The sequence below is a fragment of the Exiguobacterium alkaliphilum 12/1 genome (assembly GCF_000714435.1).
GTDB classification, from domain to species: domain Bacteria; phylum Bacillota; class Bacilli; order Exiguobacteriales; family Exiguobacteriaceae; genus Exiguobacterium; species Exiguobacterium alkaliphilum.
In genome coordinates, this window is sequence record NZ_JJMW01000032.1 from 95,299 (window position 1) to 119,624 (window position 24,326).

Annotated in this window: 27 protein-coding genes; 15 read left to right on the plus strand and 12 right to left on the minus strand. The window is 53.2% G+C overall.

The genetic code is table 11. From position 1 onward, the window contains the following. Nucleotides 1-14: 14 nt before the first annotated feature. The 4 genes from RT52_RS07670 (at nt 15) to RT52_RS07685 (ending at nt 2,741) form a co-directional block, all read left to right on the plus strand. Complete coding sequence (locus tag RT52_RS07670; protein ID WP_034816461.1) at nt 15-926, plus strand: MBL fold metallo-hydrolase; 912 nt, start codon at nt 15-17, stop codon at nt 924-926. Between the two features lie 61 nt (nt 927-987). After that, nucleotides 988-1,821: an aldo/keto reductase gene (locus tag RT52_RS07675; RefSeq protein WP_034816463.1), complete on the plus strand. Its 834-nt coding sequence runs from the start codon at nt 988-990 to the stop codon at nt 1,819-1,821. 13 nt (nt 1,822-1,834) lie between these two features. Next, nucleotides 1,835-2,449 carry a PH domain-containing protein gene (locus RT52_RS07680; RefSeq protein ID WP_034816465.1) on the plus strand — a complete coding sequence of 205 codons (615 nt, stop codon included), beginning with the start codon at nt 1,835-1,837 and terminating at the stop codon, nt 2,447-2,449. Nucleotides 2,450-2,462: 13 nt separating this feature from the next. Continuing rightward, nucleotides 2,463-2,741 carry a hypothetical protein gene (locus RT52_RS07685; protein WP_034816467.1) on the plus strand — a complete coding sequence of 93 codons (279 nt, stop codon included), beginning with the start codon at nt 2,463-2,465 and terminating at the stop codon, nt 2,739-2,741. Between the two features lie 42 nt (nt 2,742-2,783). Here RT52_RS07685 and RT52_RS07690 read toward each other — a convergent pair whose 3' ends face one another. Beyond that, nucleotides 2,784-3,305 carry a DUF1836 domain-containing protein gene (locus RT52_RS07690; protein ID WP_034816469.1) on the minus strand — a complete coding sequence of 174 codons (522 nt, stop codon included), beginning with the start codon at nt 3,303-3,305 and terminating at the stop codon, nt 2,784-2,786. Between the two features lie 125 nt (nt 3,306-3,430). Between RT52_RS07690 and trhA the strand changes: the two genes are divergently transcribed. The 3 genes from trhA to RT52_RS07705 all read left to right on the plus strand — a co-directional run bounded on the left by trhA (nt 3,431) and on the right by RT52_RS07705 (nt 6,170). Next, nucleotides 3,431-4,075 (plus strand): PAQR family membrane homeostasis protein TrhA, encoded by a 645-nt coding sequence (gene trhA / locus RT52_RS07695; RefSeq protein ID WP_034804348.1) that lies wholly within the window; start codon nt 3,431-3,433, stop codon nt 4,073-4,075. A gap of 86 nt (nt 4,076-4,161) precedes the next feature. After that, nucleotides 4,162-4,857 (plus strand): DsbA family oxidoreductase, encoded by a 696-nt coding sequence (locus RT52_RS07700; protein ID WP_034816471.1) that lies wholly within the window; start codon nt 4,162-4,164, stop codon nt 4,855-4,857. Nucleotides 4,858-4,955: 98 nt separating this feature from the next. Next, nucleotides 4,956-6,170 (plus strand): MFS transporter, encoded by a 1,215-nt coding sequence (locus tag RT52_RS07705; RefSeq protein WP_034816473.1) that lies wholly within the window; start codon nt 4,956-4,958, stop codon nt 6,168-6,170. Nucleotides 6,171-6,191: 21 nt separating this feature from the next. Here RT52_RS07705 and RT52_RS07710 read toward each other — a convergent pair whose 3' ends face one another. The 7 genes from RT52_RS07710 to RT52_RS07740 form a co-directional block, all read right to left on the minus strand. Further along, nucleotides 6,192-7,286, minus strand: coding sequence for an MBL fold metallo-hydrolase (locus RT52_RS07710; protein WP_245175495.1), 1,095 nt, complete (start codon nt 7,284-7,286; stop codon nt 6,192-6,194). Nucleotides 7,287-7,384: 98 nt separating this feature from the next. Further along, the gene (locus tag RT52_RS07715; RefSeq protein WP_034816475.1) at nt 7,385-7,945 is read right to left on the minus strand and encodes a VanZ family protein; all 561 of its coding nucleotides are present in this window, start codon (nt 7,943-7,945) and stop codon (nt 7,385-7,387) included. Between the two features lie 124 nt (nt 7,946-8,069). Continuing rightward, nucleotides 8,070-8,621, minus strand: coding sequence for an SCO family protein (locus tag RT52_RS07720; protein ID WP_156028799.1), 552 nt, complete (start codon nt 8,619-8,621; stop codon nt 8,070-8,072). 40 nt (nt 8,622-8,661) lie between these two features. Next, entirely contained in the window at nt 8,662-9,078 is a 417-nt protein-coding gene (locus tag RT52_RS07725) for a disulfide oxidoreductase (RefSeq protein WP_034816481.1), read from the minus strand. Then, nucleotides 9,075-9,737 carry a DsbA family protein gene (locus RT52_RS07730; RefSeq protein WP_034816484.1) on the minus strand — a complete coding sequence of 221 codons (663 nt, stop codon included), beginning with the start codon at nt 9,735-9,737 and terminating at the stop codon, nt 9,075-9,077. The genes RT52_RS07725 and RT52_RS07730 overlap by 4 nt, the downstream gene beginning before the upstream one ends. A 142-nt stretch (nt 9,738-9,879) precedes the next feature. Further along, nucleotides 9,880-11,157: a 2-oxoglutarate dehydrogenase complex dihydrolipoyllysine-residue succinyltransferase gene (gene odhB / locus RT52_RS07735; protein WP_034816487.1), complete on the minus strand. Its 1,278-nt coding sequence runs from the start codon at nt 11,155-11,157 to the stop codon at nt 9,880-9,882. Nucleotides 11,158-11,175: 18 nt separating this feature from the next. After that, a complete protein-coding gene (locus RT52_RS07740; protein ID WP_034816489.1) occupies nt 11,176-14,022 on the minus strand; it encodes a 2-oxoglutarate dehydrogenase E1 component in 2,847 nt (948 codons plus the stop codon). Nucleotides 14,023-14,359: 337 nt separating this feature from the next. Here RT52_RS07740 and RT52_RS07745 point away from each other — a divergent pair, with 337 nt between their 5' ends. The 4 genes from RT52_RS07745 to RT52_RS07760 all read left to right on the plus strand — a co-directional run bounded on the left by RT52_RS07745 (nt 14,360) and on the right by RT52_RS07760 (nt 16,919). Further along, the gene (locus RT52_RS07745; protein WP_034804367.1) at nt 14,360-15,298 is read left to right on the plus strand and encodes an ABC transporter ATP-binding protein; all 939 of its coding nucleotides are present in this window, start codon (nt 14,360-14,362) and stop codon (nt 15,296-15,298) included. Then, the gene (locus tag RT52_RS07750) at nt 15,276-16,004 is read left to right on the plus strand and encodes an ABC transporter permease (RefSeq protein ID WP_034816521.1); all 729 of its coding nucleotides are present in this window, start codon (nt 15,276-15,278) and stop codon (nt 16,002-16,004) included. Before RT52_RS07745 ends, RT52_RS07750 begins: the two co-directional genes overlap by 23 nt. A 65-nt stretch (nt 16,005-16,069) precedes the next feature. After that, the gene (locus RT52_RS07755; protein WP_034816492.1) at nt 16,070-16,618 is read left to right on the plus strand and encodes a cysteine hydrolase family protein; all 549 of its coding nucleotides are present in this window, start codon (nt 16,070-16,072) and stop codon (nt 16,616-16,618) included. 106 nt (nt 16,619-16,724) lie between these two features. Next, nucleotides 16,725-16,919, plus strand: coding sequence for a hypothetical protein (locus tag RT52_RS07760; RefSeq protein WP_034816495.1), 195 nt, complete (start codon nt 16,725-16,727; stop codon nt 16,917-16,919). A gap of 25 nt (nt 16,920-16,944) precedes the next feature. Here RT52_RS07760 and RT52_RS07765 read toward each other — a convergent pair whose 3' ends face one another. Together RT52_RS07765 and RT52_RS07770 are read right to left on the minus strand one after the other, a co-directional pair. Next, a complete protein-coding gene (locus RT52_RS07765) occupies nt 16,945-17,553 on the minus strand; it encodes a class I SAM-dependent methyltransferase (RefSeq protein ID WP_034816498.1) in 609 nt (202 codons plus the stop codon). A gap of 101 nt (nt 17,554-17,654) precedes the next feature. After that, nucleotides 17,655-19,565 carry an LTA synthase family protein gene (locus RT52_RS07770; RefSeq protein ID WP_051690305.1) on the minus strand — a complete coding sequence of 637 codons (1,911 nt, stop codon included), beginning with the start codon at nt 19,563-19,565 and terminating at the stop codon, nt 17,655-17,657. A gap of 360 nt (nt 19,566-19,925) precedes the next feature. Between RT52_RS07770 and RT52_RS17040 the strand changes: the two genes are divergently transcribed. After that, on the plus strand, nt 19,926-20,264 hold the full coding sequence (locus RT52_RS17040; RefSeq protein ID WP_260577615.1) for a transposase: 339 nt from the start codon (nt 19,926-19,928) through the stop codon (nt 20,262-20,264). Nucleotides 20,265-20,691: 427 nt separating this feature from the next. Here the strand turns inward: RT52_RS17040 and RT52_RS07775 are convergent, their stop codons facing one another. Both RT52_RS07775 and RT52_RS16185 read right to left on the minus strand, forming a co-directional pair. Next, nucleotides 20,692-21,471, minus strand: coding sequence for a sulfite exporter TauE/SafE family protein (locus RT52_RS07775; RefSeq protein ID WP_034816501.1), 780 nt, complete (start codon nt 21,469-21,471; stop codon nt 20,692-20,694). A gap of 39 nt (nt 21,472-21,510) precedes the next feature. Continuing rightward, the gene (locus RT52_RS16185; RefSeq protein WP_245175496.1) at nt 21,511-21,882 is read right to left on the minus strand and encodes a rhodanese-like domain-containing protein; all 372 of its coding nucleotides are present in this window, start codon (nt 21,880-21,882) and stop codon (nt 21,511-21,513) included. Between the two features lie 112 nt (nt 21,883-21,994). Between RT52_RS16185 and RT52_RS07785 the strand changes: the two genes are divergently transcribed. The 3 genes from RT52_RS07785 (at nt 21,995) to RT52_RS17585 (ending at nt 24,171) form a co-directional block, all read left to right on the plus strand. Next, nucleotides 21,995-22,291 (plus strand): rhodanese-like domain-containing protein, encoded by a 297-nt coding sequence (locus RT52_RS07785; protein WP_034804381.1) that lies wholly within the window; start codon nt 21,995-21,997, stop codon nt 22,289-22,291. A 67-nt stretch (nt 22,292-22,358) separates the two neighbouring features. Next, nucleotides 22,359-23,759: an MBL fold metallo-hydrolase gene (locus RT52_RS07790; RefSeq protein WP_034816504.1), complete on the plus strand. Its 1,401-nt coding sequence runs from the start codon at nt 22,359-22,361 to the stop codon at nt 23,757-23,759. A 133-nt stretch (nt 23,760-23,892) separates the two neighbouring features. Next, the gene (locus RT52_RS17585) at nt 23,893-24,171 is read left to right on the plus strand and encodes an HTH domain-containing protein (protein ID WP_376778081.1); all 279 of its coding nucleotides are present in this window, start codon (nt 23,893-23,895) and stop codon (nt 24,169-24,171) included. Nucleotides 24,172-24,326: the final 155 nt, after the last annotated feature.

Consider the following 24,326-nt stretch of genomic DNA (forward strand, 5'->3'; position numbering starts at 1 on the left):
ATGAGGTGACTGATATGAGACTACGAAACCTACTCGTCCCGAGCGCCGTCCTCGCGAGCGTCGGCACGTTCTTCTATACACGATTAAAGCGACGACTGCCTCGACCGACCTACAAAGTCCCAACGGCTAAGCCGGATCTCGCCACGTTCGACGAGACGACGGTGAGCGCCACGTGGGTCGGCCATTCGACCGTCCTCATCCATTGGTATGGGTTGAAGATTTTGACCGACCCGGTGTTCTCGAAGCGAATTGGCGTCCATCTTGGCCCCGTCACGATCGGGATGAAGCGACATACCGCGCCCGCCCTTTCAATCGATGAGGTCGGTCCTGTCGACGTCATCCTGCTCAGCCACGCCCACATGGACCATTTCGACCATAAAAGTTTGAAGCGGCTCATCACGCGCGACACGGTCGTCGTCTCGGCACCGGGGACGAGCAAGCTGCTCCGCAAGTACCCGAGCCTACAGACGCTCGAGATGCATCCGCACGATAAGTTGACGCTCGCGAACGGGCTTCACGTCCAAGCGATTCCGGTCGCCCACTGGGGCAACCGTTTCCCGTGGGACAAACATATGGGCTATAACGGTTACGTCCTGAAATATAAAGGCGTCCGCATGCTGTTCGCCGGCGATACGGCTTACACCGAGTCGTTCAACGGACTCGCCAGCAAAGAGCCGATCGACCTCGCCTTCTTCCCGATCGGCGCCTATCAGCCGGACTCGTTCCAAGAAGCGCACTGCACGCCGGAACAGGCGTGGACGATGTTCAAACAGAGTGGCGCGAAACGATTCTTCCCGATGCATTGGGACACGTTCGTCTTGTCGTACGAGCCGGTCGAAGAGCCTTACGCGCGACTCGTCGCCGCCGCGAAACTCGAACGTGACCAAATCGTGATTAAAGCGCACGGCGAAAGCATTACGCTGTAGCTTTCACTTCCACTTTCGAACAAATTTCGGTAACGTTAGAGGTGATAGGGAGGGAATCAAAATGGAATGGACAACGCTCAACAATGATGTCAACATGCCGATGCTCGGGCTCGGCGTGTACAAAGTCGAAGACGGCTCGGTGACGTTCGATACGGTGAAAGCGGCGCTTGACGCCGGTTACCGATTGATCGACACGGCCGCCATCTATCAGAACGAAGAAAGCGTCGGACGCGCGATTCGGGAATCGAACGTCCCGCGCGAAGAGATATTCGTGACGACAAAACTGTGGAACGAGTTCCACGGCTTCGACGAGGCGCTCCAAGCGTTCGAGGACAGCCTCGACCGGCTCGGGCTCGACTATGTCGACTTGTTCCTGATTCATTGGCCGATGCCACGCTTCGGCAAGTTCGTCGAGACGTATAAGGCGCTCGAGCAACTGTATGAGGAAGGCAAGGTCCGGGCCATCGGCGTCTCGAACTTCGAGGTCAGCCACCTCGAGCAAATCATCCAGTCGTGCTCCATCGTCCCGGCCGTGAACCAAGTCGAGATTCACCCATACTTGTCCCAAAAAGAATTGATTGCATTCTGTCAACGCTATGACATTCAAATTCAAGCGTGGAGCCCGCTCATGAAAGGCCGCGAGGCGCTCACAGACCCGGTCATTACGGACATCGCGGCGAGACACGGCAAGTCACCGGCCCAAGTCATCTTGCGCTGGCACTTGCAAAACGGCGTCGCCGTCATCCCGAAATCGGTCACACCGAGCCGGATTCAAGAGAACATCCAGGTGTTTGACTTCACGTTGACGAAAGAAGAGATGGCCGCCATCGACGGGCTGAACCGGAACGAACGGACCGGCTCCGACCCGAACGAGATGCACAAAATCCATTACTGAGGAGCGACTCCACATGTTCAAAAAATTAGCCTCTGATTTGACCGGTTTCAGCGATATCGGTGAAGTGATCGATCCGCAAGACTTCGACAAGGCGGACTCGGATGATTATGTGTTGCATGAGGACAATGAGGAGATTTACTTCTTAATCAAATCGAAATCAGACGAATACTGTTTCACGAACCTGGCGATGATTCACCTCGACGGGACGAGCGCGATGAGTTCGAAGCGTGTCTTATATCGCTATCCGTACGTCCAATTCCCGCTCCACGACGTCATGTTCGAGACGGCCGGCACGGTCGACTTAGACGTCGAGATCAAGTTCACGATTGGCGACAAACCGTACTCCATCGACGTGAACAAGAAACAGATTGAGCATGTGAAAGACTTGTACAAATCACTCCTCGCCATCGCCGAGAAACAGCGCGAAGGCCGAAAGATGATGGAGTTCGCCAACACGTCGCTCACCCACTCGGTGTCGATTTTGAGCGGGCTGCGCCAAGGCGACATGAACGTCGCGTCGACGTTCAAACAGTTGAACGAACAGAGCTTCGACTGGCTCCAAGGTCACTATCATGAGTGGAACCGAAAAGATTTCGGTGACGTGTTCGAGAAGTATATTAACAACTAATAGGCGGTGACGTATGGACCTCATGTGGCTGTTGATTCTGTTCGGCTTGTTCATGCTTTCGATTTTGACCGTATTCATCAGCAGTGTGCTCAATGCGCTGGTTAGACAGCTTCATCCGCTCGTCCACGTCGTCATCGTCGCAGCACTCAGTTATGTGTTCTCGAACCTTTTTTATGACCAACATACCGTTTGGCCAGTGGTCTTCGTCGTCGCCATCAGTTACGTAGCGCCACTACTCGTCGTAACGCTTTACAACAAAGGTGTACGCGTCGAACGCGAGCGCCAGACGTGAAAACGTCCGCTAGACTCCCGACCTGGGTTCTAGCGGACGTTTTCATTTACCTTCGTCAATCAATCGCTCGGCGAGTCTTTGATACAAGTGGCTCATGTGAACGGCCGAGGCGATGGCGAGCGCGCGCTGGATGTCACTGTCCTTTGAAAGGACGTTATCGAGCATCGTCTCGGCCTGCGTCTCGAACGCCTGCATGTTCTCCACCTTCTGAACTTGATACGCATCATAGAAGTCCTCGAGCGAGAAACCTTCGTCCGATTCATTTAGCGGACGGAGCGTCTCTTTGATGTCGTTGATTGAAAGTAAGCCCTTCATCTCATAAATCAGGCTGAGTAGCATCAAGTGCTCGTTCGTGTACTTCTTATTTTTGACGGGATGAAACAGCTTGCCTTTGGCATAGTTGTTGATCATCGTCTTCGTTAAAATCGTCTCGGTCTCGTCGCGCTTCATCTTCTCATAATGTTGCTCGAACAGTTGGATGACTTGGTCCATATACAAGTCGATCGTCGGGAGCACCTGCTTCGGGAGCGTCCCTTCCGTCTGGACGATATCGGTCGGCTTCATCTACATCACCTCTCCTTCAGTATACGAATAAACCCGGTTTGTCGAAACAAAAACCTTGTTGTTTTCATGTGTTCAGCTTATCATGTAGTTATGGATACTACATGATGTAATAAGGAGTGTTTTACATGAATTCGATTTTTCGGGAACCGATTAACGCACTGACCCATTTGGCCGGGGCCGTGCTCGCATTCGTCGCGTTGATTGCGATGACGGTGAAAGCATCGATGCTCGGGGAGCCGCTTGCGATCATGGCGGCGATTTTATTCGGCATCAGTCTCGTCTTTTTATACTTATCGTCCGGTCTTTACCACAGCATCATCGCCTCGCCGAACGTCATCGCCTTCTTCCGAAGAATCGATCATGCGATGATTTATGCGTTGATTGCCGGGACGTATGCCCCACTCACGTTGCTCGCACTCGAAGGCCCGACGCGTTGGGTATTGTTTGGCACCGTACACGCCCTCGCCTTGTTCGGCATCGTCTTCAAGCTCGTCTGGTTCCACGCGCCGCGCTTCCTCTCGACGGCACTTTATATCGGGATGGGCTGGCTATCGGTGTTCTTCATCGGCCCGCTCCATAGCGTCATCGGTAACGCCGGCATTTTCTGGCTCGTCCTCGGTGGCGTCATGTACACGGTCGGTGGCCTCATCTACGGATTCAAACCAAAGTTCGTCAACTGGCGCGGTTGGGGCTTCCACGAGGTGTTCCATTTGTTCATCTTGTTCGGCAGCTTCGCCCACTTCGTCTGCGTGTTCTGGTACGTCTTCTAAGCCCTCCTTGCGAGGGTTTTTTTGCTGAGCAGTTTCATTTACTTCGAATTCAAGACATCCTACACTGACTGTAGGAGGGATTGAATATGAAAATTGAAGTTTGGTCAGATTATGTCTGCCCGTTCTGTTATATCGGCAAGCGCCGTTTAGAAGAAGCACTCGAACAGTTCCCGCACGCGGACCACGTCGAGGTGGAGTTCAAGAGCTTTGAGCTCGACCCGAACGCCCCGACGACCGATTCACGCTCGATTTATGAAGTACTCGCCAAGAAATACAGCATGCCGCTCGAGCAGGCGAAAACGACGACGGCACAAGTCGCCGCCCAGGCTCGCACGGTCGGTCTCGACTACGACTTTGACAACATGGTCGTCACGGGCACGCTCGACTCGCACCGGCTGACGCACTATGCGAAGACGGTCGGCAAAGAGAAGGCATTGTCGGAAGCACTCCTCAAGGCGTACTTCGTCGACGCGAAACATATCGGCGACCACGACGTCCTCGTCGAGATCGCGACGAGTGTCGGACTCGATGCGGATGCCGTGAGAGATGTGCTCGCCTCTGACATTTACACGGATGACGTCCGCGCTGAAGAGAAGCGCGCGAGCGACCTCGGCATCACCGGTGTCCCGTTCTTCGTCTTCGACAATAAATACGGCGTCTCTGGCGCGCAACCGACCGAGGCGTTCACGCAAGTGCTCGAGAAGACGTGGGCCGAATCGGCACCGACGCTTCAAGTGCTCTCGGGCGGTGCGACGTGCACGGATGATAACTGCGAGATTTGATACGAAAGAAGCCGAATCCTCGGCTTCTTTTTTGTAGCTTTCTAAATCGTTCTGAAGGATAATTATTATTAGCTAATAAGAATCGAGGACTTAACCATATGTGGAAAAATCGCAACGTCTGGATCATCTTGACCGGCGAGTTCGTCGCCGGTCTCGGGCTTTGGCTCGGCATCATCGGCAACTTGGAGTTCATGCAGGAGAAAGTGCCGTCTGATTTCGTCAAGGCGCTCATCTTAGCCGGTGGATTGCTCGCCGGGGTCGCCATCGGGCCGCTCGCGGGTCGACTCACCGATCAAGGCTCGAAAAAGAAAATCATGCTCATCTCAAGCGTCGTCCGGGCGCTGAGCGTCCTGTTCATGTTCGTCGCCATCGAGACGGGCAGCGTCCTCTGGATGGTCGTCTTCCTCGTCTTCCTGCAAGGGTCGGCCGCGTTCTACTTCCCGGCGCTTCAGGCGGCCATCCCACTCATCGTCAAAGAACGAGAACTGCTCGCATTGAACGGCATCCATATGAACGTGTCGACGCTGTCGCGCGTCATCGGAACGGCCATCGCCGGGATTTTGCTCACGCTCATCTCGCTCCGGGACGTGTATGCACTCTCGCTCGTCGCCTATCTGCTCCTCGCTGTGGCGACATGGTTCCTGAAGATTGACGAGACGGCCGTCCCGTCCGCGAAGAAAGTCGACAAGTCGTCCGGCGGCTTCAAGGACGTCTTCCCAATCATCAAGTCAATCCCGGTCATCTTCATGACGCTCGTCATGACGCTCATCCCGCTCCTCTTCATCGGCGGGTTCAACTTGCTCGTCATCAACATCAGTGAACTGCAAGATTCGACGGCGATTAAAGGCTGGATTTACACGGCGGAAGGGATCGCCTTCATGGCCGGGGCGTTCCTCATTAAACGAATCGGCGAAAAGTTCTCGGTGTTCTCGATTTTGTTCACGTTCTCGTTCTTGATTGGGGTCGCACAACTCATGCTCTACTTCGCCGACATCCCGGCCGTCTCGATCGCGGCGTTCGTCTTGTTCGGCTTCTCGGTCGGCTGTTTCTTCCCGACGGCGGTGACAATTTTCCAGACACGGATGCCGAAAGACTATCACGGCCGCTTCTTCTCGTTCCGGAACATGCTCGACCGAATCGTCTTCCAAATCGTCTTGCTCGTCACCGGTTTCTTCCTCGACTTGATTGGCCTACAGCTCATGGTCGTCTTGTTCGGGATTAGCTCGATCCTCATGACGGGGGCGTTCCTCGTCTATACACGGAAACACGAACTGCACATCGAGAAAGAGGAGGCCAAACGCCTCTCTTCGTAAGAAAAGCGGTGACCGAGTCGGTCACCGCTTGTTCGTGTCTTCGATTTCCCGCCACCACGTTTTCGTGTCGTTCCGTCCGTCGAGCGTGATGCGCTCACCGATCACCGGCGTCAAGACGTCGTCTTTCGGTAAGAGCGTGACCATCTGCTCGGCTGGGTCGAACCAATCATGGAACGATAAGGTGAACGCACCCCAGTGAATCGGGAGCACTTTATCGGCTCGCACGTCATGAAACGCCTGCGCCGTCTCATGCGGCTGCATGTGCACGTCCGGCCAGCGTTCATCGTATTGGCCACACTCGAGCGCGGCGAAATCGAACGGGCCGTACGCGTCACCAATCTCTTTGAAGTGCGGGCCATAGCCGCCGTCCCCGCTGAAGAACAGACGGTCCGTCTCACCGATCACGACCCATGACGCCCAAAGCGTCGCATTCCGGTCCGTGAGCGAGCGTCCTGAGAAGTGACGGGCCGGTGTACAGACGAACGTCCATGACCCGAACGTATACGAATCGCCCCAGTCGCGTTCGACGATGCGTTCGGCCCCGATGCCCCACCGTTTCAAGTGACTGCCGACGCCGAGTGGGACGATGAACGTCGCGACCCGGTCTTCAATCGCTTGTATCGATGCGTAATCCAAATGGTCGTAATGGTCGTGCGTGAGTAAGACGACATCGATGTCCGGTAAGTCATCGAGTTCGAACGGCAAATCTTCACTGAATCGCTCGTTCTTCGCAAATGGGAGCGGCGACGGGCTACGGCCGAACATCGGGTCGACGAGCATCGTCTTCCCGTCCATTTGAACGAGCAGCGCCGAATGGCCGAGCCAGTAGACGCGCGTGAAGCTCGAACCGAGTTTCTCCGTGAAATCGATCGGCACGACCGGGAGCGGCTCGCTCGGTTTCCGCCGCGAGTTCACGTTCACATAGTCTCGTGTCATCGAAATCATGTCATCTGATGAGAATCGCATCGGCGTATCGAGCAAGTTACGGAACTTGCCGTTCACCAGATGCGGCGACTCGAGCGCCTTCGGCTTACGTCCGAGCGGTTTATACTGCGTGAGCACGGTACCGGTCACGGCGGCCATGCCAATCAATGAAAACAATAGCGTCTTTTTCACACTGATCCTCTTCTCCATATGAATTCGTTTGTCTCATTATACGACGAAGAAAGGGAATTCGCATGATTCTTCATTTCCTAAACCTGTCGAATCTTCGCTTATGCCGCCGTTCGTTTATCTTGATTCGCTCGTCTCCAGTTTAAGATCAAAGAGCCTATCCACAGTCCGAACCAGCCACCTAAGGAATTCAACAGTAGATCATCGACATTGAACCCTCGGTATAGGAAGCCGAACTCAGTTAAGACGAGTTGAGTCAGTTCAATGACGATCGTTGTCAGAATGACAAGCACGAGTCCCCGTCTAGGTCGAAGTTTATAAAGTGAGGTGAGATATATTCCAAGCGGGATCAGTAACAGGAAATTATACGTAGTCAACTTGACCGAGTTCCAAAAGAACCACGACCCATGCGTACTTACTATGTACCAATCGTAGACAAACCGGAACGGGACGAGTTGAACGCGATCAATCATCAGCGTTTGTGCTGGAAATTGAAGATAACCGATGGTGAGGTGAACGACTACAATCATATAGACGATTGAACTATGAATGAATGCGCGACGCCATAGGTTTGTGAATCGATGTTTGTACAGATCGATGAGGAAGTAGATTCCCCATCCGATGATACCGATGAGCGTGAAGACGGGTATGGCGATATACATTGCTTGTTCTCCATTCTAAATTTTAATTGGTAATAAGAAGAAAAAATTAATTACTTTTATTACTATAATAGCTTTAAACTTACAATTCAATCGGACATCCAAAAAAAATCCTGATGCTCATGCATCAGGACTTCTGCAAAATTTTAATATCGTTGATGATGTCTTCATATGGCACGTCTTGGAATCCAGGATACGCCTTTACGATCTTCCCGTCCTGGTCGACGAGATAGAACCACGTCGCATGATCGACTTGCGTCCCTTCTTCCGGTTTCCGGACGAGCGCCTTGAAGTTCTCTTGCGCGAACGTCTCAATCTCTTCTTGCGAATAGCCCGTCAAGAACTGCCAGTCGGCGTTTGCCAGGTCATAGTCCGCCATGAACGCTTTGATTTTCTCCGGCGTGTCGACGGTCGGGTCGACGCTGAACGAGACGAATTGGACGTCCTCGACCCCTTCCTCGACGAGTGCGTCATTTAACTTCGACATATTGAACGTCATCGGCGGACAGACCGTCTCACAGCTCGTGAACACGAAGTCGGCCATCCACACTTTGCCATTCAAGTCGGCAAGACTCACTTGTTCTTCCTCTTGGTTCATATAATCGAACGATTCGATGTCCCAGTTGAGCGGGTCTTCGATTTCGTTACTGCAGGCGGCGAGCACGACGAACAGGCTCATGAATGCCACGAGAATTCCTTTTTTCAATCTAGCCAACTCCTTAACGTTTTTTTACGAAAAGCAACAGGAGCGTGATGATCGTGAACGCTGTCAACGCGAGGAACGGGATCGTCACGAAGCCGAACCAGTTGATGTATTGCACGTTACACGGCACCCCTTGGACACACGGTTTGATATCGGCAAAACCCGGTACTTTTTGGACCAGATAATGATAAAACGAGACCGAGCCGCCGACAATCGCCAATGGCAACACATATTTTTTGACGGCGCGGTCGTCCGTGAAGACGGCCATGCCGAGCAGGAACGTGAGCGGATACATAAAGATGCGTTGCACCCAACAAAGTTCACATGGGACGAACTCCCGAATCTCGCTGAAATACAGGCTCCCAAGCGTCGCTGTCAGCGAGACGAGCCAAGCTGCGTAAAGTCCATACCGATTAAAGAACAATCTCATCATAAGTCATTCTCAATCAATCGCGTGATCGCCTCATAATCGAACGGGTTATCGAGGACGACCCCGTTAATCATAATCGTCGGCGTGAGGCGCACGTCGTTCTCTTTGACGAGCCCGTCATCGTGGCTCACTTTTTCGAGCACGCTCGAGTTCTCACTCAAGTCCGTCTTGAGCTGCTCGATGTCGACCGACGTCGTCGCTTCGGCAATCTCGGTCAAACGCTCGACCGTCACCCACGCCTCATCATGGTGCTGACTCGCGGGTTGGGCGTCATATACCGCCTTATGGAAGTCCCAGAACGCATCCGGGTCCTGAACGTATACCGATTCCGAGGCGAGTGCTGCTAAAATCGACTCTTGCCCGTGGAAGAGGACGTTTATGTAGCTGAAGCTCACCTTGCCCGTGTCGATGTAGTCTTCTTTTAACTTTGGATAGACCGTCTCGCCCCACTGCTTACACGACGGACACTTATAATCCCCGAACTCGACGACCGATACCGGCGCATCCGCTACCCCAATCGTTGGCTGTCCGGTCGTCGCCACGTGCTCTCCCTTCACGGCCGTCTCGGCTTGGTCAGCCGGCCGGTTCAACAGCACGACGACGACCGCAATCAATGCGACGGCGACGAGCGTCAAGAGGACCAATACTTTATTTTGTTTCACTGTCTTCACCTCTATGTCTTTATGTCGTCTCCATTATATCGAAAACGCTATCCTAATCCACAAAAATCGACTCACACTTTTTCTATGGCATAAGAAAAGGACGCATCGCTCTGGATGCATCCTTCCATTAGGCGTTATTCCCTTACGCTTCGAACAACAACTGCTCTGGGTCTTCAATCATGTCTTTGATGTGTTTGAGGAACGTCACGGCCTCACGCCCATCGACGATGCGGTGGTCATACGAGAGCGCCACGTACATCATCGGGCGGTTCTCCATCGTGTCCGCGTCGATGGCGATCGGACGGAGTTGAATCGAGTGCATCCCAAGGATGGCGACTTGTGGGCCGTTCAAGATTGGTGTCGACAAGAGCGAGCCGAACACGCCACCGTTCGTGATCGTGAACGTGCCGCCTGTGAGGTCACTAAGCCCAAGCTTATTGTTACGGGCCTTGTCGGCGAGGTGAAGGATATCCTTCTCAATCTCCCCGAAGTTTTTACGGTCCGCTTCACGGACGACCGGGACGACGAGGCCGTCTGGTGCCGACACGGCGATGCCGATGTCATAGTACTTCTTCAAGACGATCTCGTTGCCTTGAATCTCGGCGTTCAAGTACGGCATCCGTTTGAGGGCCGCGACGGCCGCTTTCGTGAAGAATGACATGAAACCGAGTTTGACGTCGTTGTCTTTGACGAACTTCTCTTGACGGCGTTTGCGGAGCGCCATGACGGCTGACATGTCGATTTCGTTGAACGTCGTCAGCATTGCCGCCGTCTGTTGCACTTCGACGAGGCGGTTCGCGATTGTCTGGCGACGGCGCGTCATCTTGATGCGCTCTTCTTCCTTCCCACTCGCTGCCGGTTGTGGTGCCGCCGCTGGTGCTTTCGGTGCTTCTTGCTTCGGCGCAGGCGCAGGTTTCGATTCGTGGCTCGTCACGTCATGGACGTTGATGCGACCCATCGGATCATTCGTTTGAATCGCCGTGAGGTCGATGCCTTTCTCACGGGCGAGCTTACGCGCTGCCGGCGTCGCGATTGGCCCTTTGACCGGGCTCGCGACGTGCTCTTCACGTCGTTCGACTTTTTTCGCTTCCCCGATCGTTTCGACTTTCGGCTCAGCCGGAGCTGGAGCCGTTTCGGCCGGTGCTTCCGTCTTCGTCTTCGTCGCGACAGCCGTGCCGCCGCCTGACCCCGAACCGAGACGGGCGATGACTTGGCCGACTTGGACCGTGTCGCCTTCCCCGGCGAGTTGTTCTTCTAACACACCCGATTCATCGGCCGGTACCTCGATGTTGACTTTGTCTGTCTCGAGCTCGACGATGGCTTCCCCTTTTTCGACATGGTCGCCTGGCTGTTTGAGCCATGAGGCGACCGTTCCTTCCGTAATGGACTCTGCTAACTCCGGTACTTTGATTTCGATCACAATGAGTTCCCCCTTAACTTATTTACGATCTTTTTGGTATGTGCTCGTGCCGGCAGCAGCCGAGACGGCGTCACGCGAGATGGCTTCGCGGATGATGCGCGCTTGTTCTTGTTTATGGGCTATCGGATTCCCCTCGGCCGGACTCGAACGACGGCGACGGCCGATGTAACGGACGTTCAACCGGTTCGTTGTGACCGCTTCGAGACGTGGCTCGATATACGTCCAGGCACCCATGTTCTTCGGCTCTTCCTGGACCCAGACGATTTCTTTCGCGTTCGGATAGCGGCTGACGACTTCACGGATTTCACGGACCGGGAACGGGTAAATCTCTTCGACCCGGATGATATGAAGGAAATCGAGCGACTCCTCGGACTTCATCGTCGCTTCTTGAAGGTCAATCGCCATCTTCCCGGAACAGAAGACGAGCCGTTCGACTTTGTCCGTCTGTTCACCTAACCCTGGCTGTTCGACGATCGGACAGAACGTTCCGTCTGACAATTCTTCGACCGACGAGGCTGCAAGCGGATGACGAAGCAGGCTCTTCGGCGTCATGATAATCATCGGACGAACTTGTTCGGTGCCGAGCATCAACGCTTGGCGGCGTAAAATGTGGAAGTATTGCGCGGCGGTCGAGAGGTTCGCGACCGTCCAGTTCTTCTCGCCGGCGAGCGTCAAGTAACGCTCCATCCGTGCGCTCGAGTGCTCCGGCCCTTGACCTTCGTACCCGTGCGGCAACAGCATGACGAGCCCTGACTTTTGTCCCCATTTGGCCCGTCCGGCCGAGATGAACTGGTCGAACATGACTTGCGCCGAGTTGGCGAAGTCGCCATATTGCGCTTCCCACAAGACGAGCGTGTCTTGGGCGAAGACGTTGTAGCCGTATTCGAAGCCGAGCACCGAGCCTTCTGAGAGCGGGCTGTTGAATACCGAGAACGACGCGTTCGCTGTCGATAGATGATGCAGTGGCGAGAACTTCTTCCCGGTCTCCGCATCGTTCAACATGATGTTACGCTGCGCGAACGTCCCACGCTCCGAGTCTTGACCGCTCAAGCGGACCGGTGTGCCGTCCGAGATGATGGACGCATAGGCGAGTGTCTCGGCATGGCCCCAATCGACTTTTCCGTTCTCCCCGAACGCCTCACGGCGACGGTCGAGCACTTTTTGCAGTTTGTGGAACACGCCGAACCCTTCCGGCCATTCGAGCAGCTCGTCGTTGATTTGTTTCAAGACGTCTCGTTTCACACCCGTCTCGACCGACGGGAACCCTTTGAAGACGGCTTCCGGCATGACGATGTCCGAATCCTCTTCTTCTGAAGGGACGAGGTCACGGGCCGACTTGAGTCGGTCTTCAATCGACTGTTCAATCGTCGCTTTGTCCTCTTTCGTCATGACGCCCTCGGCGATGAGTGCGTCGGCGTAGACGTGGCGGACCGATTGGTGGCCTTTGATCGCTTTATAGAGGACCGGGTTCGTGTTCATCGGCTCATCCATCTCGTTATGACCGTAGCGGCGGTAACCGACGAGGTCGACGAGGATGTCTTTATGGAACTTGGCACGGTATTCACTGCATAGCTTGGCGACGGCGATACACGCTTCCGGGTCGTCCGCGTTCACGTGGAAGACCGGGATTTCATATCCTTTGGCGATATCGCTCGCATAACGCGTCGAACGCGAATCGCTCGGGTCGGTCGTGAAGCCGATCGTGTTGTTGGCGATGACGTGCACTGTGCCGGCCGTGCGATAGCCGTTCAAGTTCGTCATGTTGAGCGTCTCGGCGACGATGCCTTGGCCCGGGAAGGCCGCATCCCCGTGAATGAGAATCGATGCCGCTTTGTCGTCGTGTTGGACGGCCATCCCTTTTTCCGAGCGGTCGTCTTGTGCGGCACGTGTGTACCCTTCGACGACGGCACCGACGAACTCGAGGTGACTCGGGTTGTTCGCGAGGTTCAATCGTACCTCTTTCTTCTCTTCGAGCACTCTGCGGTCGAGACCGAGGTGATACTTCACGTCACCCGACCAACCGAAGTTGATTCCGATTGAACCTTCCGACGGGATCAGCTCTTTATTCGGCGCGTGTTGGAACTCGGCGAAAATCATCTCGTACGGCTTCCCGAGCACGTGCGCGAGCACGTTCAAACGTCCGCGGTGCGCCATACCGATGTTGATGTGTTCCGAACCGCTTGAAATGAGTCCTCCGACCATCGCGTCAAGGAGCGGGACCATCGCGTCAAGTCCTTCGATCGAGAACCGTTTTTGACCGACGTACGTCTTATGAAGGAACGATTCGAACAACTCGGTCTCCGCGAGTCGCTCGAACAATTCGATTTTCTCGTTTTTGGATAGTTTCGCTTTGAGCGCGCCTTGTTCAATCCGGCGACGAATCCAGCGTTTCTCTTCCATATCGTCTAAGTGACGAAGTTCGATGGCGACCGTGTCCGTGTACACGTCGAGCAAGTGGCGGACGAGCTCGAGAGCGGTCGCTCCTTGTTTTGGCACGTCTTCTGACAACAAGTGGGCCGGGATCTGTTTGAGATCCGCTTCTTCTAACCCGTAGCGGTCAAACGCAAACAAGCCGTGCTCGCGCGGATGGTCTTTGAGCGGGTAAATGTCAGCCGCCTTATGGCCGAGTGCCCGGATGTCATTGACCAGCCGTGTCGCTGCCACGACTTTCTCTAAATCAAACGACGCGACCGGCGTTTCCGGTACCGCCGTTTCCGGTGCGCCATGCTCGTCGAAATAGCGACGCGTCTCCGCATCGACTGATTCTGGGTCTTCCAAATATTGCTCGTACAATTCAACGATATAGCCTAAGTTTGGACCGTAAAATGATTGTAACGCCTCATGACCGTTCGACGACTCTCCCATTGAATAAATCCCCCTATCCGTTCCTAAACGCCCTTATGTGTGAACGCTTTCATTTTAACATTAAGCACGAAGCAGTTCATCCTTCTGATTCGTACTAGATAAAGAGCCAAATCTTGCCTCTTACTCTCCCCTCCATACTACACCTTTCCAACTCGAAAGACCCATTCAAATTCACAATTCGTCCATACTATTTCAATAAGTTTTCCTTATCAATAAATTGTGAACCGACCCGTCCGTTTCATCGATTTCAAAAAAAGGTGAAACCTTGTTTCAGGCTGCTCCGTAATACTGTTGTAAGCAAGTTGGTAAATACTCTCAACGAAAGCTAGGTGACAGCATGTTAACCGTACAAAACGTACACAAAAAAATGGGGAAAGCGAACGTATTGACGAACGTCAGCTTTGAAGTCGTCCCGGGTGAGATTTTCGGATTCCTTGGGCCAAACGGAGCTGGAAAGACGACAACGATTCGCATCATCACGGGTCTGATGCCCGCAACACATGGGACGGTGACCGTCGACGGGTTCGACGTCGCGACCGATCGTCAACAAGCGCTCAGTCGCATCGGAGCCATCGTCGAGAACCCGGCCTTCTATCCGTATTTGACGGGTCGGGAAAACTTGATTCACGCGATGAATCTCATCCCGGGACTTAAAAAAGTCGATTTGAACGCCCTCGGCGCACTCGTCGGGCTCGAGACGAAACTCGATATGAAAGTGAAGCAATACTCACTCGGGATGAAGCAACGACTCGGGATTGCCCGCGCCCTCCTCCATAACCCGAAAGTGCTCATCTTGGACGAGCCGACGAACGGGCTCGATCCGGCCGGAATCGCCGACTTGCGTCAATACTTACGGCACCTCGCCGATCACCGTGGCATCGCCATTTTAATTTCGAGCCATTTGCTCAGTGAGATGGAGATGATCACGGACCGTTTCGCCATCATCGACCAAGGTCAAATCAAGTCGGTCCAAGGTGGCGACGGGGAACTCCAGACGGAAAGTGTCATTTTATGCAAAGTGGACCGGGCTCACATGAACGATGCGCTCGACGTGGCGGCGCTCGCCTTCGACGACGTCAAGATTGTCCAACAGTCGGCGGAGACGTTCCTCGTTCCGCGCCCAGAGCGCGACATTCCGCATCTATTGAAACAGCTCGTCGACCGTGGCTTGTCCGTCTATCAAATCGGCATGAAGCACGAGACGCTCGAGGAGCAATTCTTGAAAGTGACGAAAAAAGAAGGAGGTACGAACAATGCGTTCATTACTAGCCAATGAATTTATGAAGTGGCGCCGAACGATTAAACCGTTCATCGCCCTCGGTATGTATACGGCCATCATCATCTTGACATACGTCCTCGTCCGCGGTGACGGAGATGCCGAGACGTTCGTCAACTTCGCCGCGATGGCCGCGATGACGTTCCTCGGCATCTTCACAATCGTCTTCACCGCCGAGATGATCGGGAATGAGTTGAAGTACGACACGTTGAAACATTTGCTCATGAGCCCGTATTCGCGGGACCGGATCCTCTTGTCAAAACTGTTGGCGGCCCTGCTCATCATGCTCGCCCAGTTTGTCTTCATCTTGGCCGTGACGTACGGATTCGCGCTCACACTCGATGGGAACTTGACGTTTGAACAGTTCCGTAACTTGTTGCTCAGCGTGTCAAGCGGCGTGTTCGTCATCTTTCTGACGCTCATGTTCTCGGTCGTCTTCAAATCGACCGGCGTCGTCATCGGCTTCACCGTGCTCGCGAACTTCCTGTCGACGATGATCGGCGGTCTCCTCATCACGTGGAAGCCGGCCATCGCCAAATGGATCGTCTTCTTGCACACCGATTTGTCCGTCTATTACCAAAGTCCAGGCTTCATGGAAACGATGGACGTGACGATTTGGTTCTCCGCCCTCTACGTTCTCATCCATGTCGTCGCCTTCTACATCATCACGGCGTTCATGTTCCGTAGTAAAACGTTCGCCGAATAACGGTTAAACGGTCGGATGGAGTGGTACTCCCCTACTATAAAGAAACTTCGTTAGGAGGGAGACGTATGCGAAAGACGGCACTGCTCATCATCGACATGTTCAACGACTTCGACTTTGTCGGCGGGGACGACCTGCTGCGCCACACTGAACCGATTGTCGAACCGATTTTACAGTTGAAACGTCACTTCAAAGACAATGACTTACCGGTCATCTACTGTAACGACAACTTCGGACAGTGGAAAGACAGTACGGAGGACATCGTCCGTCACGTCGAATCATCGAACGGACGCGACATCGCAAAACGCATCGCGCCGGAAGACAAAGAGTATTTCATCATCAAGCCGCGCCATTCCGCCTTTTACGGGACGCAGCTTGACATTTTGCTGCGGCAACTCGATGTCGAAAAGATTGTCATGACCGGTGTCGCCTCAGACATCTGCATCCTCTTCTCGGCGAATGACGGGTACATGCGCGAGTATGAGCTCCACGTACCGCAAGATTGTGTCGCCGCCGAAACAGACAAGCGGAATGAGAGCGCGTTGACCGTCATCCATGAGACGCTCGGCATTCCAATCGATGCGGCCGAGGCATATATCGAACAGACGAAATCGTGACAAAAGCCTCTGACTGTTGGACACACAATCCCAACATTTCAGAGGCTTTTCCGGTTTGTTTTCAGCTATGCTAAACGTATGAAGAATTTATGAAGGATGTGACAACATGTACCTCACAATTGGATTAGCGCTCCTCGTCTGCCTGATTGCCCTCGTCTTCACGATCATGGTCGGGCTCGGGAAAGACACGTCCGAGTACAGTCAGAAAAAGAGTTGGTCGATGGTGTCCTGGATTTATATCATTTTATTGCCGCTCGCCTTTCTCGGGCTCGGGCTACTCTACTATTTCATTACCCGATGACCTGTTCATCGGGCTTTTTGTTTCATCATTTTATCGCGACCGCAATCCCAAACGGATAATGTCGGCTCGGGCGTTTCGGTTCCACGAGGACACCTCGTTGATAGTAGTAGTCGACCGATGTGAACGGTTCGAACAGCGCCTCAAACTCCGCTTCTGTGAACTGATGGGCATGAAACGGCTCATTCGTCGGCTGCCCAATTCCTTGTCCGAACGGCGTCGACAAGACGAGCGTCCCACCCGGTTTCAACATCGTCCAGACGTTTTCCATGAAGCACTCAAAGTCCGCGACATGTTCAATCGTCTCAAAACTGACGATGCAGTCGAATTGACCGAGCCGCTCCGGTAGCGTCCGGTCGAGCACGTCCCCGACGAGATAGGTGACGTTCGGATGATGGTACCGCCCTCTCGCATAAGCAATCGAGGTCTCGGATACGTCGACGCCGACGACTTCCTGCACGGTCCCTTTCAACGTCTTCGCAATCAATTGACCGCCGTAGCCGCTCCCGGTCGCGAAGTCGAGCACGCGCCCGTTCAAATACAATAATGAAAACTGATAGCGGGCAATGTGTTCGAGCAACATCCCGTTCATCGGACTCATCCGATCGGGAATGACCCGTTCTCCCGTATACTCCATTCGCTTCACTCTCTCCTGTTATGACTCTTGTCATCTTACCACGTTCGTTCGCATCTTGATTCAAGACCACAAAAAAAGAGAGATGGGACTCTCTCTTTTTTTCATTCATTCTGTTCTCTGAATCGGAGCAAATCGGAGTAGATGATCGCATCATTCATCTCGAGGACGCGATTCGCCTCTTCTTCGAGTGGCTCACATGCTTCCGGTTCGGCTGCGAGTTCGCCCGTCTCCGCTTCATAGCACATCGACTGCGTGAAGACGTGCTCTTTCGTAATCATCGTCCCGTCTCGGAAGATGGCGCGATCGTTCCGCTCTGGGGCGAACAAGTCGTTCCCGAAGCCGATTTGGTCCGACGTATCGATTCCGAGCAAATGCTGGATTGTCGGGTTCATGTCGATTTGGCTACCAATCCCGTCATGGACGACCCCTTCTTCTTGTCCCGGCAAGTGAATCGCGAACGGTACTTGCTGTAACTTCGCAACGTCATAAGGGGTGATCTCTTCTTTCCCGAGCAGGTCGGCCATCGCGGCGTTATGGTTCGTCGAGATGCCGTTATGGTCGCCGTAAACGATGAAGATCGTGTCGTCCCACATGCCGTTCGCCTTCAACTCGTCGATGAACAATCCGAGCGCATAGTCCTGATAGGCGAGCGCCTGCGGGAAGTTGTTGAGCGTCGTCGAGTTCGTCTCGAACTTCGGTACGAGCTCATGCTCCTCACTCGGCATCGTGAACGGGAAATGGTTCGTGAGCGTGATGAGCTTCGCGAAGAACGGCTCCGGGAGCTCTTCAATCATCGGCACTGACTGTAAGAAAAACTCATCGTCGAGCAGTCCCCATTCCGTCATATCGGCCGGGTCGCCTAAGTCGTAATAGTCTTGGTCATAAAACGAATCGACGCCGATGTTGGCGTACATTTGGTCACGGTTCCAGAACGATTTGTTGTTCGCATGGAACACGGCCGAATGGTACCCTTCTTGCTTGATTCGCTCCGGCAACGCGTTGTACTCGTTGTCGGCGTTCGTGAAGTAGACCCCGCCGCGCGGCAACCCGAAGAGCGAGTTGTCGAGGGCGAACTCAGAGTCCGACGTCTTCCCTTGGCCGGTCGTATGGTAGAAGTTCGGCCAGAAGTGCGACTCTTCAATCAGTTTGTTCAAGTTCGGCGTGATGTATTCGCTGTTCGGCGCTTTCATATGGTTCGTGAAGTTTTGGGCCGATTCGAACGAGACGGCGATGACGTTCTTGCCTTTATACTTCCCGAACAGCTCCGGGTCCGGCGCGGCGTAGTTTTGTCGCGTGTATTGCTCGACTTCCGCCAACTCCGACCCGTCCGCCATCGCTTTTTGGGCCGACGTCTTCGTCTGGAGCATCGCGTCGTACACGTGGAAGTTGAACGTCCCAAGATTTTTGACGAGCAGTTCGCGGTCGAACGAGCGCGTCAAGAGTTCCGGGCGTTCCGTCTCGGCGAGCGCCAAGTTGAAACCGAACATGGCCGCTGCCGCGACGAACGTGGCGATGACGCGTTTACGCGACGCCTTGCCCGTCTCATTCAATTTCCAAAGCAAGAACGGCAAGACGATCAAGTCACCGACGATGAGCAAGTCCTTCCACTGGAGCAGTGAGAAGAACGAAGACGACAACGTCTCCATGTTCGACGATTGGAACAAGACCGGCACGGTCAAGAAATCCGTGAACTCTCGGTAATATGTCGTATCGGCGAACAAGATGAGCGACGAGGCCGCGTATAAGATGTAGAGGGCCCACTTGCGTTTGTTCCCGCTGAAGAAGAAGCTGAACGCGAACAAGAACAGCGTCGAGCTGAGCGGGTTGATGAGCAGGATGAACGACTGCATCGCGTTATCGATTGGGATGTTAAAGAAGAACTGATAGGCGATCGTCGATTTCGTCCACAACAGTAGCGTGAATAGCCAGAACAGACGATGCGTCCGGAACGAGTTCGCTGCCGCCTGACGGAATCGCGCCATCCTCCCTTTCGGTGGATTCATATGATTCATTGAAAAACACTCCTTCATCATGATTCTTACATGTATCCACATAAGCATTTATATTGTTCAAATCGTGAACTCACGATTGAATGCACGGACGTATGAATCGTATTTTAACGTTCTCTTGAACTTAATTCAACTGAACAGACTGTGTGAAATCGTTGTACACCTTCCACATGTATGTAAAAAGGCTACCGAACAAAGCTCGATAGCCTCAGATTGTTGACTAAAAGAATGTTTTCGCTCATCCTCTTGGCGCCTCCGCTTTCCTAGGGGCGAGCAGGGAGCCGCATCGCGACGTTGTCGCTGCTGGGTCTCCCTCCGCTCGCTGATCCCTCAGGAGTCTACGGCGCCGTCGGATGAGCGCCGCTGTACTGGAACACCGGACAGCCCGGCACCGACCCCGAGATCCTCATCAAGATCATCCTCCTCGGCCCGCTGTTCAACATCCGTTCCGTGCGACAAACGGTGGAGCGCTCGTTCGCCGACGGGAAGAAGCTCCACGGTCTCCGCTTCACGTTCTATCGGGGGAATGAGGCGATGGACCGCGCCAACCTGTTGGCCGAAAACGACAGTCTACATAGCATTTTTTCAATTTTATGTCGGGCAGAGCGCCTCGAGCTCGTGGGGCACAAAAAAAGACGAACCCATCCGCTTTTTGCGAATGGGTTCGTCAACAGCCTGAGGCTACCGAACAAAGTTCGATAGCCTCAGATTGTAGAAAAAGTCACGTTTCAGGCGAACTGAAACGTGACTTTTTCGTTTTCGGGCCTTGAGGCGTTCTGCCCGAGACCCTGTTCAGGCGGATTGGACGTCCTTCCATGCCAAGACTGCCATCTTCTTGAGATTGAGGGCGGCAAAGGGTAGCATCGCCTCCATGACGGGTTCTCTACCTCTCATTATAAAAAAGGGGCGAGGGTACGAAAAGAGGGATGGATGCGTGGACCGACCAAGGGCATGGCGAGACTTCTAGGGGAGTAGCAAGCAAAGGGAGACCCAGCAGCGTTAAGCGATGCGGCTCCCTGCTTGCCCCCAGAAAAGCGAGCTGTGCCCGGTCGGACAAATAAAAAAACTGCAGACAATGTTTTGTCTACAGTCTGAGGCTACCGAACAAAGTTCGACAGCCTGACTTCAATTACCCGACGATGTCGAGCCAAATCTTGACCGTGCTCGCCAAAATGAGGAGCGCCAAGATGAGCTGGAGCGACTTCGTCTTCATGTTTTTCCCGACGTTCGCCCCGAGCGGCGCAGCGATTAAGCTGGCGATAATCATGATGACAGCCGGCTCCCACACGATTTGGTCGGTAATAATCTTGCCGGCCGTCGACCCGATGGACGAGATGAACGTGATCGCAAGCGAGCTCGCAATCGCCATCTTCGTCGGGATGCGCAAGACGACGAGCATGATCGGCATCAAGATGAACGCTCCGGCGGCCCCGACGATGCCTGAGGCGATCCCGACGACGAACGCCGAGCCGGCCGCGATGACTTTGTTGAACGTCACTTCATCGAGCGGTAAATCTTCGACATTCTTTTTCGGCATGAACATCATGACGGTCGCAATCGTCGCGAGCACCGCATAGACGACATTAATCAAGTTCTCCGACAAGAGTGTCGACCCGTATCCGCCGATAAAGCTACCGATCAAGACAGCCACACCCATGAAAAGAATGAGCTGTTTGTTTAGATAGCCGCCTTTTCGGTATGCGTAAATGCCTCCGATTGTCGCGAAGAACACTTGAATCGCGCTAATTCCGGACACCTCATGCGCGCTGAACGCCGCAAAGCCGAGGAGCGGCGGAATGTACAACAACATCGGATATTTGATAATCGAACCGCCGATACCGACCATCCCCGAGATGAACGACCCGATGAACCCGATTAAAAAGATAGTGATGATAAACCCTAACTCCATAAAACAATCCTCCAGTTCCCTACTTATGAAAAGTAAGTTCTATTTCTGTTCCCAGGCGATCATGCCGCCGGTGACGTCGTACACTTCCGTATAGCCGCGGTCGCTCAAAATCTGAGCGGCTTGGGCGCTTCGGTTTCCGCTACGACAGATGATGTAAATCGGTTCGTCTTTCACATGAGGTAATTCGGTCGCATTTAATGAAGAAAGTGGTGCGTTCACCGCCCCCTCAATATGCCCCCCCTCGTATTCTTCCACTTCTCGTACGTCAATCAACGTTATATCTTCGTTTTCCAATCTGTTTTGTAATGTTTCAACGTCAATTTTAGTAATTTCTCCCTTATTAGATGTGAATAGTACGATTAAAAGGGTGCCAACTACTAAAAATGACACCAACATCACGAGTTTACGCATTTTTTCAGCCTCCAATCTTTCTACTTGCACTCAGTATACCTTAGGGGGTATATTAAAGCCAACGAAAGATTCTCGTTGCCAAACCTGATTTAAAAAAGGAGACGATCACCACATGAAGACGATTACGACAACTGAACTTGAAACGTTGCTCAAGGCCGATGAGACGATCAACTTGATTGACGTTCGCGAGACCGATGAATATGCAGGGGGCCATATCAAGCAGGCAAAAAATGTTCCACTGTCTGAATTTGGGGAACACGTCGAAGCGCTCGACCGTTCAAAACCGATTCACGTCATCTGCGCAGCAGGCGGTCGTAGCATGAACGCCTCCGCTTATCTCGACTCGCTCGGCTTTGACGTCGTCAACGTCGACGGCGGCATGATGAGCTGGACGGGCGAAACGGTCTAACGCTCTTTTCGATCCATTTCAAGAACCACAATCATTCACAGTCAACTATTCTTAGGGGGTATTTCATATGTTATTACGTTATTTCTATGATCAAAAATTAGCACAGGCTTCATATATGGTCGGTTGCCAAATGACAGGCGAGGCCGTCGTCATCGACCCGGCACGTAACATCACACCTTATTTGCAGGAAGCCGAAAAAGAAGGCATGAAAATCGTCGCCACGGCCGAGACACACATTCACGCCGACTTCGTCTCAGGCTCACTCGAGCTCGCCAAGCGCACTGGTTCGAAAGCGTACTTGTCAGATGAAGGCGACGCTTCGTGGAAATACGCGTTCGCGAAAGACATCGACTCACAACTCGTCAAAGAAGGCGACACGTTCAAAGTCGGTAACGTGACGCTCGAAGTCATGCACACACCAGGTCACACGCCGGAACATATCTCATTCTTGCTCTACGACCGCAACCAGACGCAACCGATGGGAATCTTCACAGGCGACTTCGTCTTCGTCGGCGATATCGGTCGCCCTGACCTTCTCGAAGAGGCAGCCGGTGTGAAAGGCACGACCGCAATCGGCGCCGAGCAAATGTTCGATTCGCTCAAGAAATTCAAAGCTCTCCCTGACTTCGTCCAAGTCTGGCCGGGCCACGGTGCCGGCAGCGCTTGCGGAAAAGCGCTCGGCGCCATCCCGACGTCGACGGTCGGTTACGAGAAAGCGACGAACTGGGCGCTTCAAATGACAGACAAAGACGCGTTCATCAAAGAGTTGACGACGGACCAACCAGAGCCGCCGAACTACTTCGCGATGATGAAGAAAGTGAACAAAGAAGGCATCCAAGTGACGAACATGATTGCTCGTCCAGAAGTCGTCGGCACGGACCGCCTCGACACACTCGTCGAAGAGACGCAAGTCGTCGATACACGTAAAGGGGAAGAGTTTGCCAAAGGACACATCCCAGGCACAATCAACATCCCATACAACACGAAATTCGTCTCATGGGCCGGCTGGCTCGTCAACTTCGACAAAGACATCACGCTCATCGCGAGCGCGGAAGACGTCGATCAAGTGCAGACAGATCTCCAATCGATCGGTCTCGACCGCCTCCGCTTCGTCGTCCCAGTCGAAGAGCTCGGTCAAGAGCTATTGACGGAAACGTACACGGATATGACAGCGGAGCAAGCCATCGAATCTGCAGAAAAAGGCGATGTATTCGTCCTCGACGTCCGGAATGCGACGGAATGGAACGCGAGCCACTACGAGAAAGCCGAACGCATCTTGCTCGGTAAACTCGCACGCGACCACGAAGGTCTCCCGACCGATCAGACGATTGCCGTCCACTGCGCATCCGGCGTCCGTTCACGGATGGCAGCGAGTGTCCTTCAATCGCTCGGCTACAAGGATATTCAAAACATCCTCGGTGGCTACGGTGCGATGAAGACGGTCCTCAATGCAGAACAAATTCGCTAATGCTATACTACAAACAAAGAAAGCGCCCACTAAACTGTACCCTGAGTAGTAGACACTAAAAAAGTCTACTGCTCAGGGTTTTTGTGTACACTGGACTAAATCATATTGGGAGTGAATTCGAGTGTCGAAGAAGATGTTTACGTCAAAAGAAATAGATGCGCTAGCCGCAAATCCTTACGTTAAATCTGTGAGCCCGAAAGGGATCACGTATACAGATGAGTTCAAGGAACTCTTTATAGCACAGACGTTGGAAGGGAAGTTCCCTGTGGAAATCTTCCGGGGATGTGGATTCGATGTGGAGGTACTCGGTGAACGGCGTATGAGTTCTTGTAAAAATCGCTGGACACGGGCTTACCGAAAAGATGGGGTAATGGGGCTACGCGATACACGATCAAGTAATTCAGGAAGGTGATTTTGTGACCCATTACTAACGCTACCTTTTGCATCTATACTTGGTGAAAAACTGAAAACTGTCATAATTGTCATGATAATCAATATTTTTTTACCATCTGATCATCTCCATAGATTCTTCATTTTGATGAAACTCTACTAATAATTTCTGATATT

Bases quoted from the DNA above. Each gene is read 5' to 3' on its own strand.
- RT52_RS07670 (WP_034816461.1), top strand. From the start codon at position 15: ATGAGACTACGAAACCTACTCGTCCCGAGCGCCGTCCTCGCGAGCGTC.
- RT52_RS07675 (WP_034816463.1), top strand. From the start codon at position 988: ATGGAATGGACAACGCTCAACAATGATGTCAACATGCCGATGCTCGGG.
- RT52_RS07680 (WP_034816465.1), top strand. From the start codon at position 1,835: ATGTTCAAAAAATTAGCCTCTGATTTGACCGGTTTCAGCGATATCGGT.
- RT52_RS07685 (WP_034816467.1), top strand. From the start codon at position 2,463: ATGGACCTCATGTGGCTGTTGATTCTGTTCGGCTTGTTCATGCTTTCG.
- RT52_RS07690 (WP_034816469.1), bottom strand. From the start codon at position 3,305: ATGAAGCCGACCGATATCGTCCAGACGGAAGGGACGCTCCCGAAGCAG.
- trhA (WP_034804348.1), top strand. From the start codon at position 3,431: ATGAATTCGATTTTTCGGGAACCGATTAACGCACTGACCCATTTGGCC.
- RT52_RS07700 (WP_034816471.1), top strand. From the start codon at position 4,162: ATGAAAATTGAAGTTTGGTCAGATTATGTCTGCCCGTTCTGTTATATC.
- RT52_RS07705 (WP_034816473.1), top strand. From the start codon at position 4,956: ATGTGGAAAAATCGCAACGTCTGGATCATCTTGACCGGCGAGTTCGTC.
- RT52_RS07715 (WP_034816475.1), bottom strand. From the start codon at position 7,945: ATGTATATCGCCATACCCGTCTTCACGCTCATCGGTATCATCGGATGG.
- RT52_RS07720 (WP_156028799.1), bottom strand. From the start codon at position 8,621: ATGAGCCTGTTCGTCGTGCTCGCCGCCTGCAGTAACGAAATCGAAGAC.
- RT52_RS07725 (WP_034816481.1), bottom strand. From the start codon at position 9,078: ATGATGAGATTGTTCTTTAATCGGTATGGACTTTACGCAGCTTGGCTC.
- RT52_RS07740 (WP_034816489.1), bottom strand. From the start codon at position 14,022: ATGGGAGAGTCGTCGAACGGTCATGAGGCGTTACAATCATTTTACGGT.
- RT52_RS07745 (WP_034804367.1), top strand. From the start codon at position 14,360: ATGTTAACCGTACAAAACGTACACAAAAAAATGGGGAAAGCGAACGTA.
- RT52_RS07750 (WP_034816521.1), top strand. From the start codon at position 15,276: ATGCGTTCATTACTAGCCAATGAATTTATGAAGTGGCGCCGAACGATT.
- RT52_RS07755 (WP_034816492.1), top strand. From the start codon at position 16,070: ATGCGAAAGACGGCACTGCTCATCATCGACATGTTCAACGACTTCGAC.
- RT52_RS07760 (WP_034816495.1), top strand. From the start codon at position 16,725: ATGTACCTCACAATTGGATTAGCGCTCCTCGTCTGCCTGATTGCCCTC.
- RT52_RS07765 (WP_034816498.1), bottom strand. From the start codon at position 17,553: ATGGAGTATACGGGAGAACGGGTCATTCCCGATCGGATGAGTCCGATG.
- RT52_RS07770 (WP_051690305.1), bottom strand. From the start codon at position 19,565: ATGAATCATATGAATCCACCGAAAGGGAGGATGGCGCGATTCCGTCAG.
- RT52_RS07775 (WP_034816501.1), bottom strand. From the start codon at position 21,471: ATGGAGTTAGGGTTTATCATCACTATCTTTTTAATCGGGTTCATCGGG.
- RT52_RS16185 (WP_245175496.1), bottom strand. From the start codon at position 21,882: ATGCGTAAACTCGTGATGTTGGTGTCATTTTTAGTAGTTGGCACCCTT.
- RT52_RS07785 (WP_034804381.1), top strand. From the start codon at position 21,995: ATGAAGACGATTACGACAACTGAACTTGAAACGTTGCTCAAGGCCGAT.
- RT52_RS07790 (WP_034816504.1), top strand. From the start codon at position 22,359: ATGTTATTACGTTATTTCTATGATCAAAAATTAGCACAGGCTTCATAT.
- RT52_RS17585 (WP_376778081.1), top strand. From the start codon at position 23,893: ATGTTTACGTCAAAAGAAATAGATGCGCTAGCCGCAAATCCTTACGTT.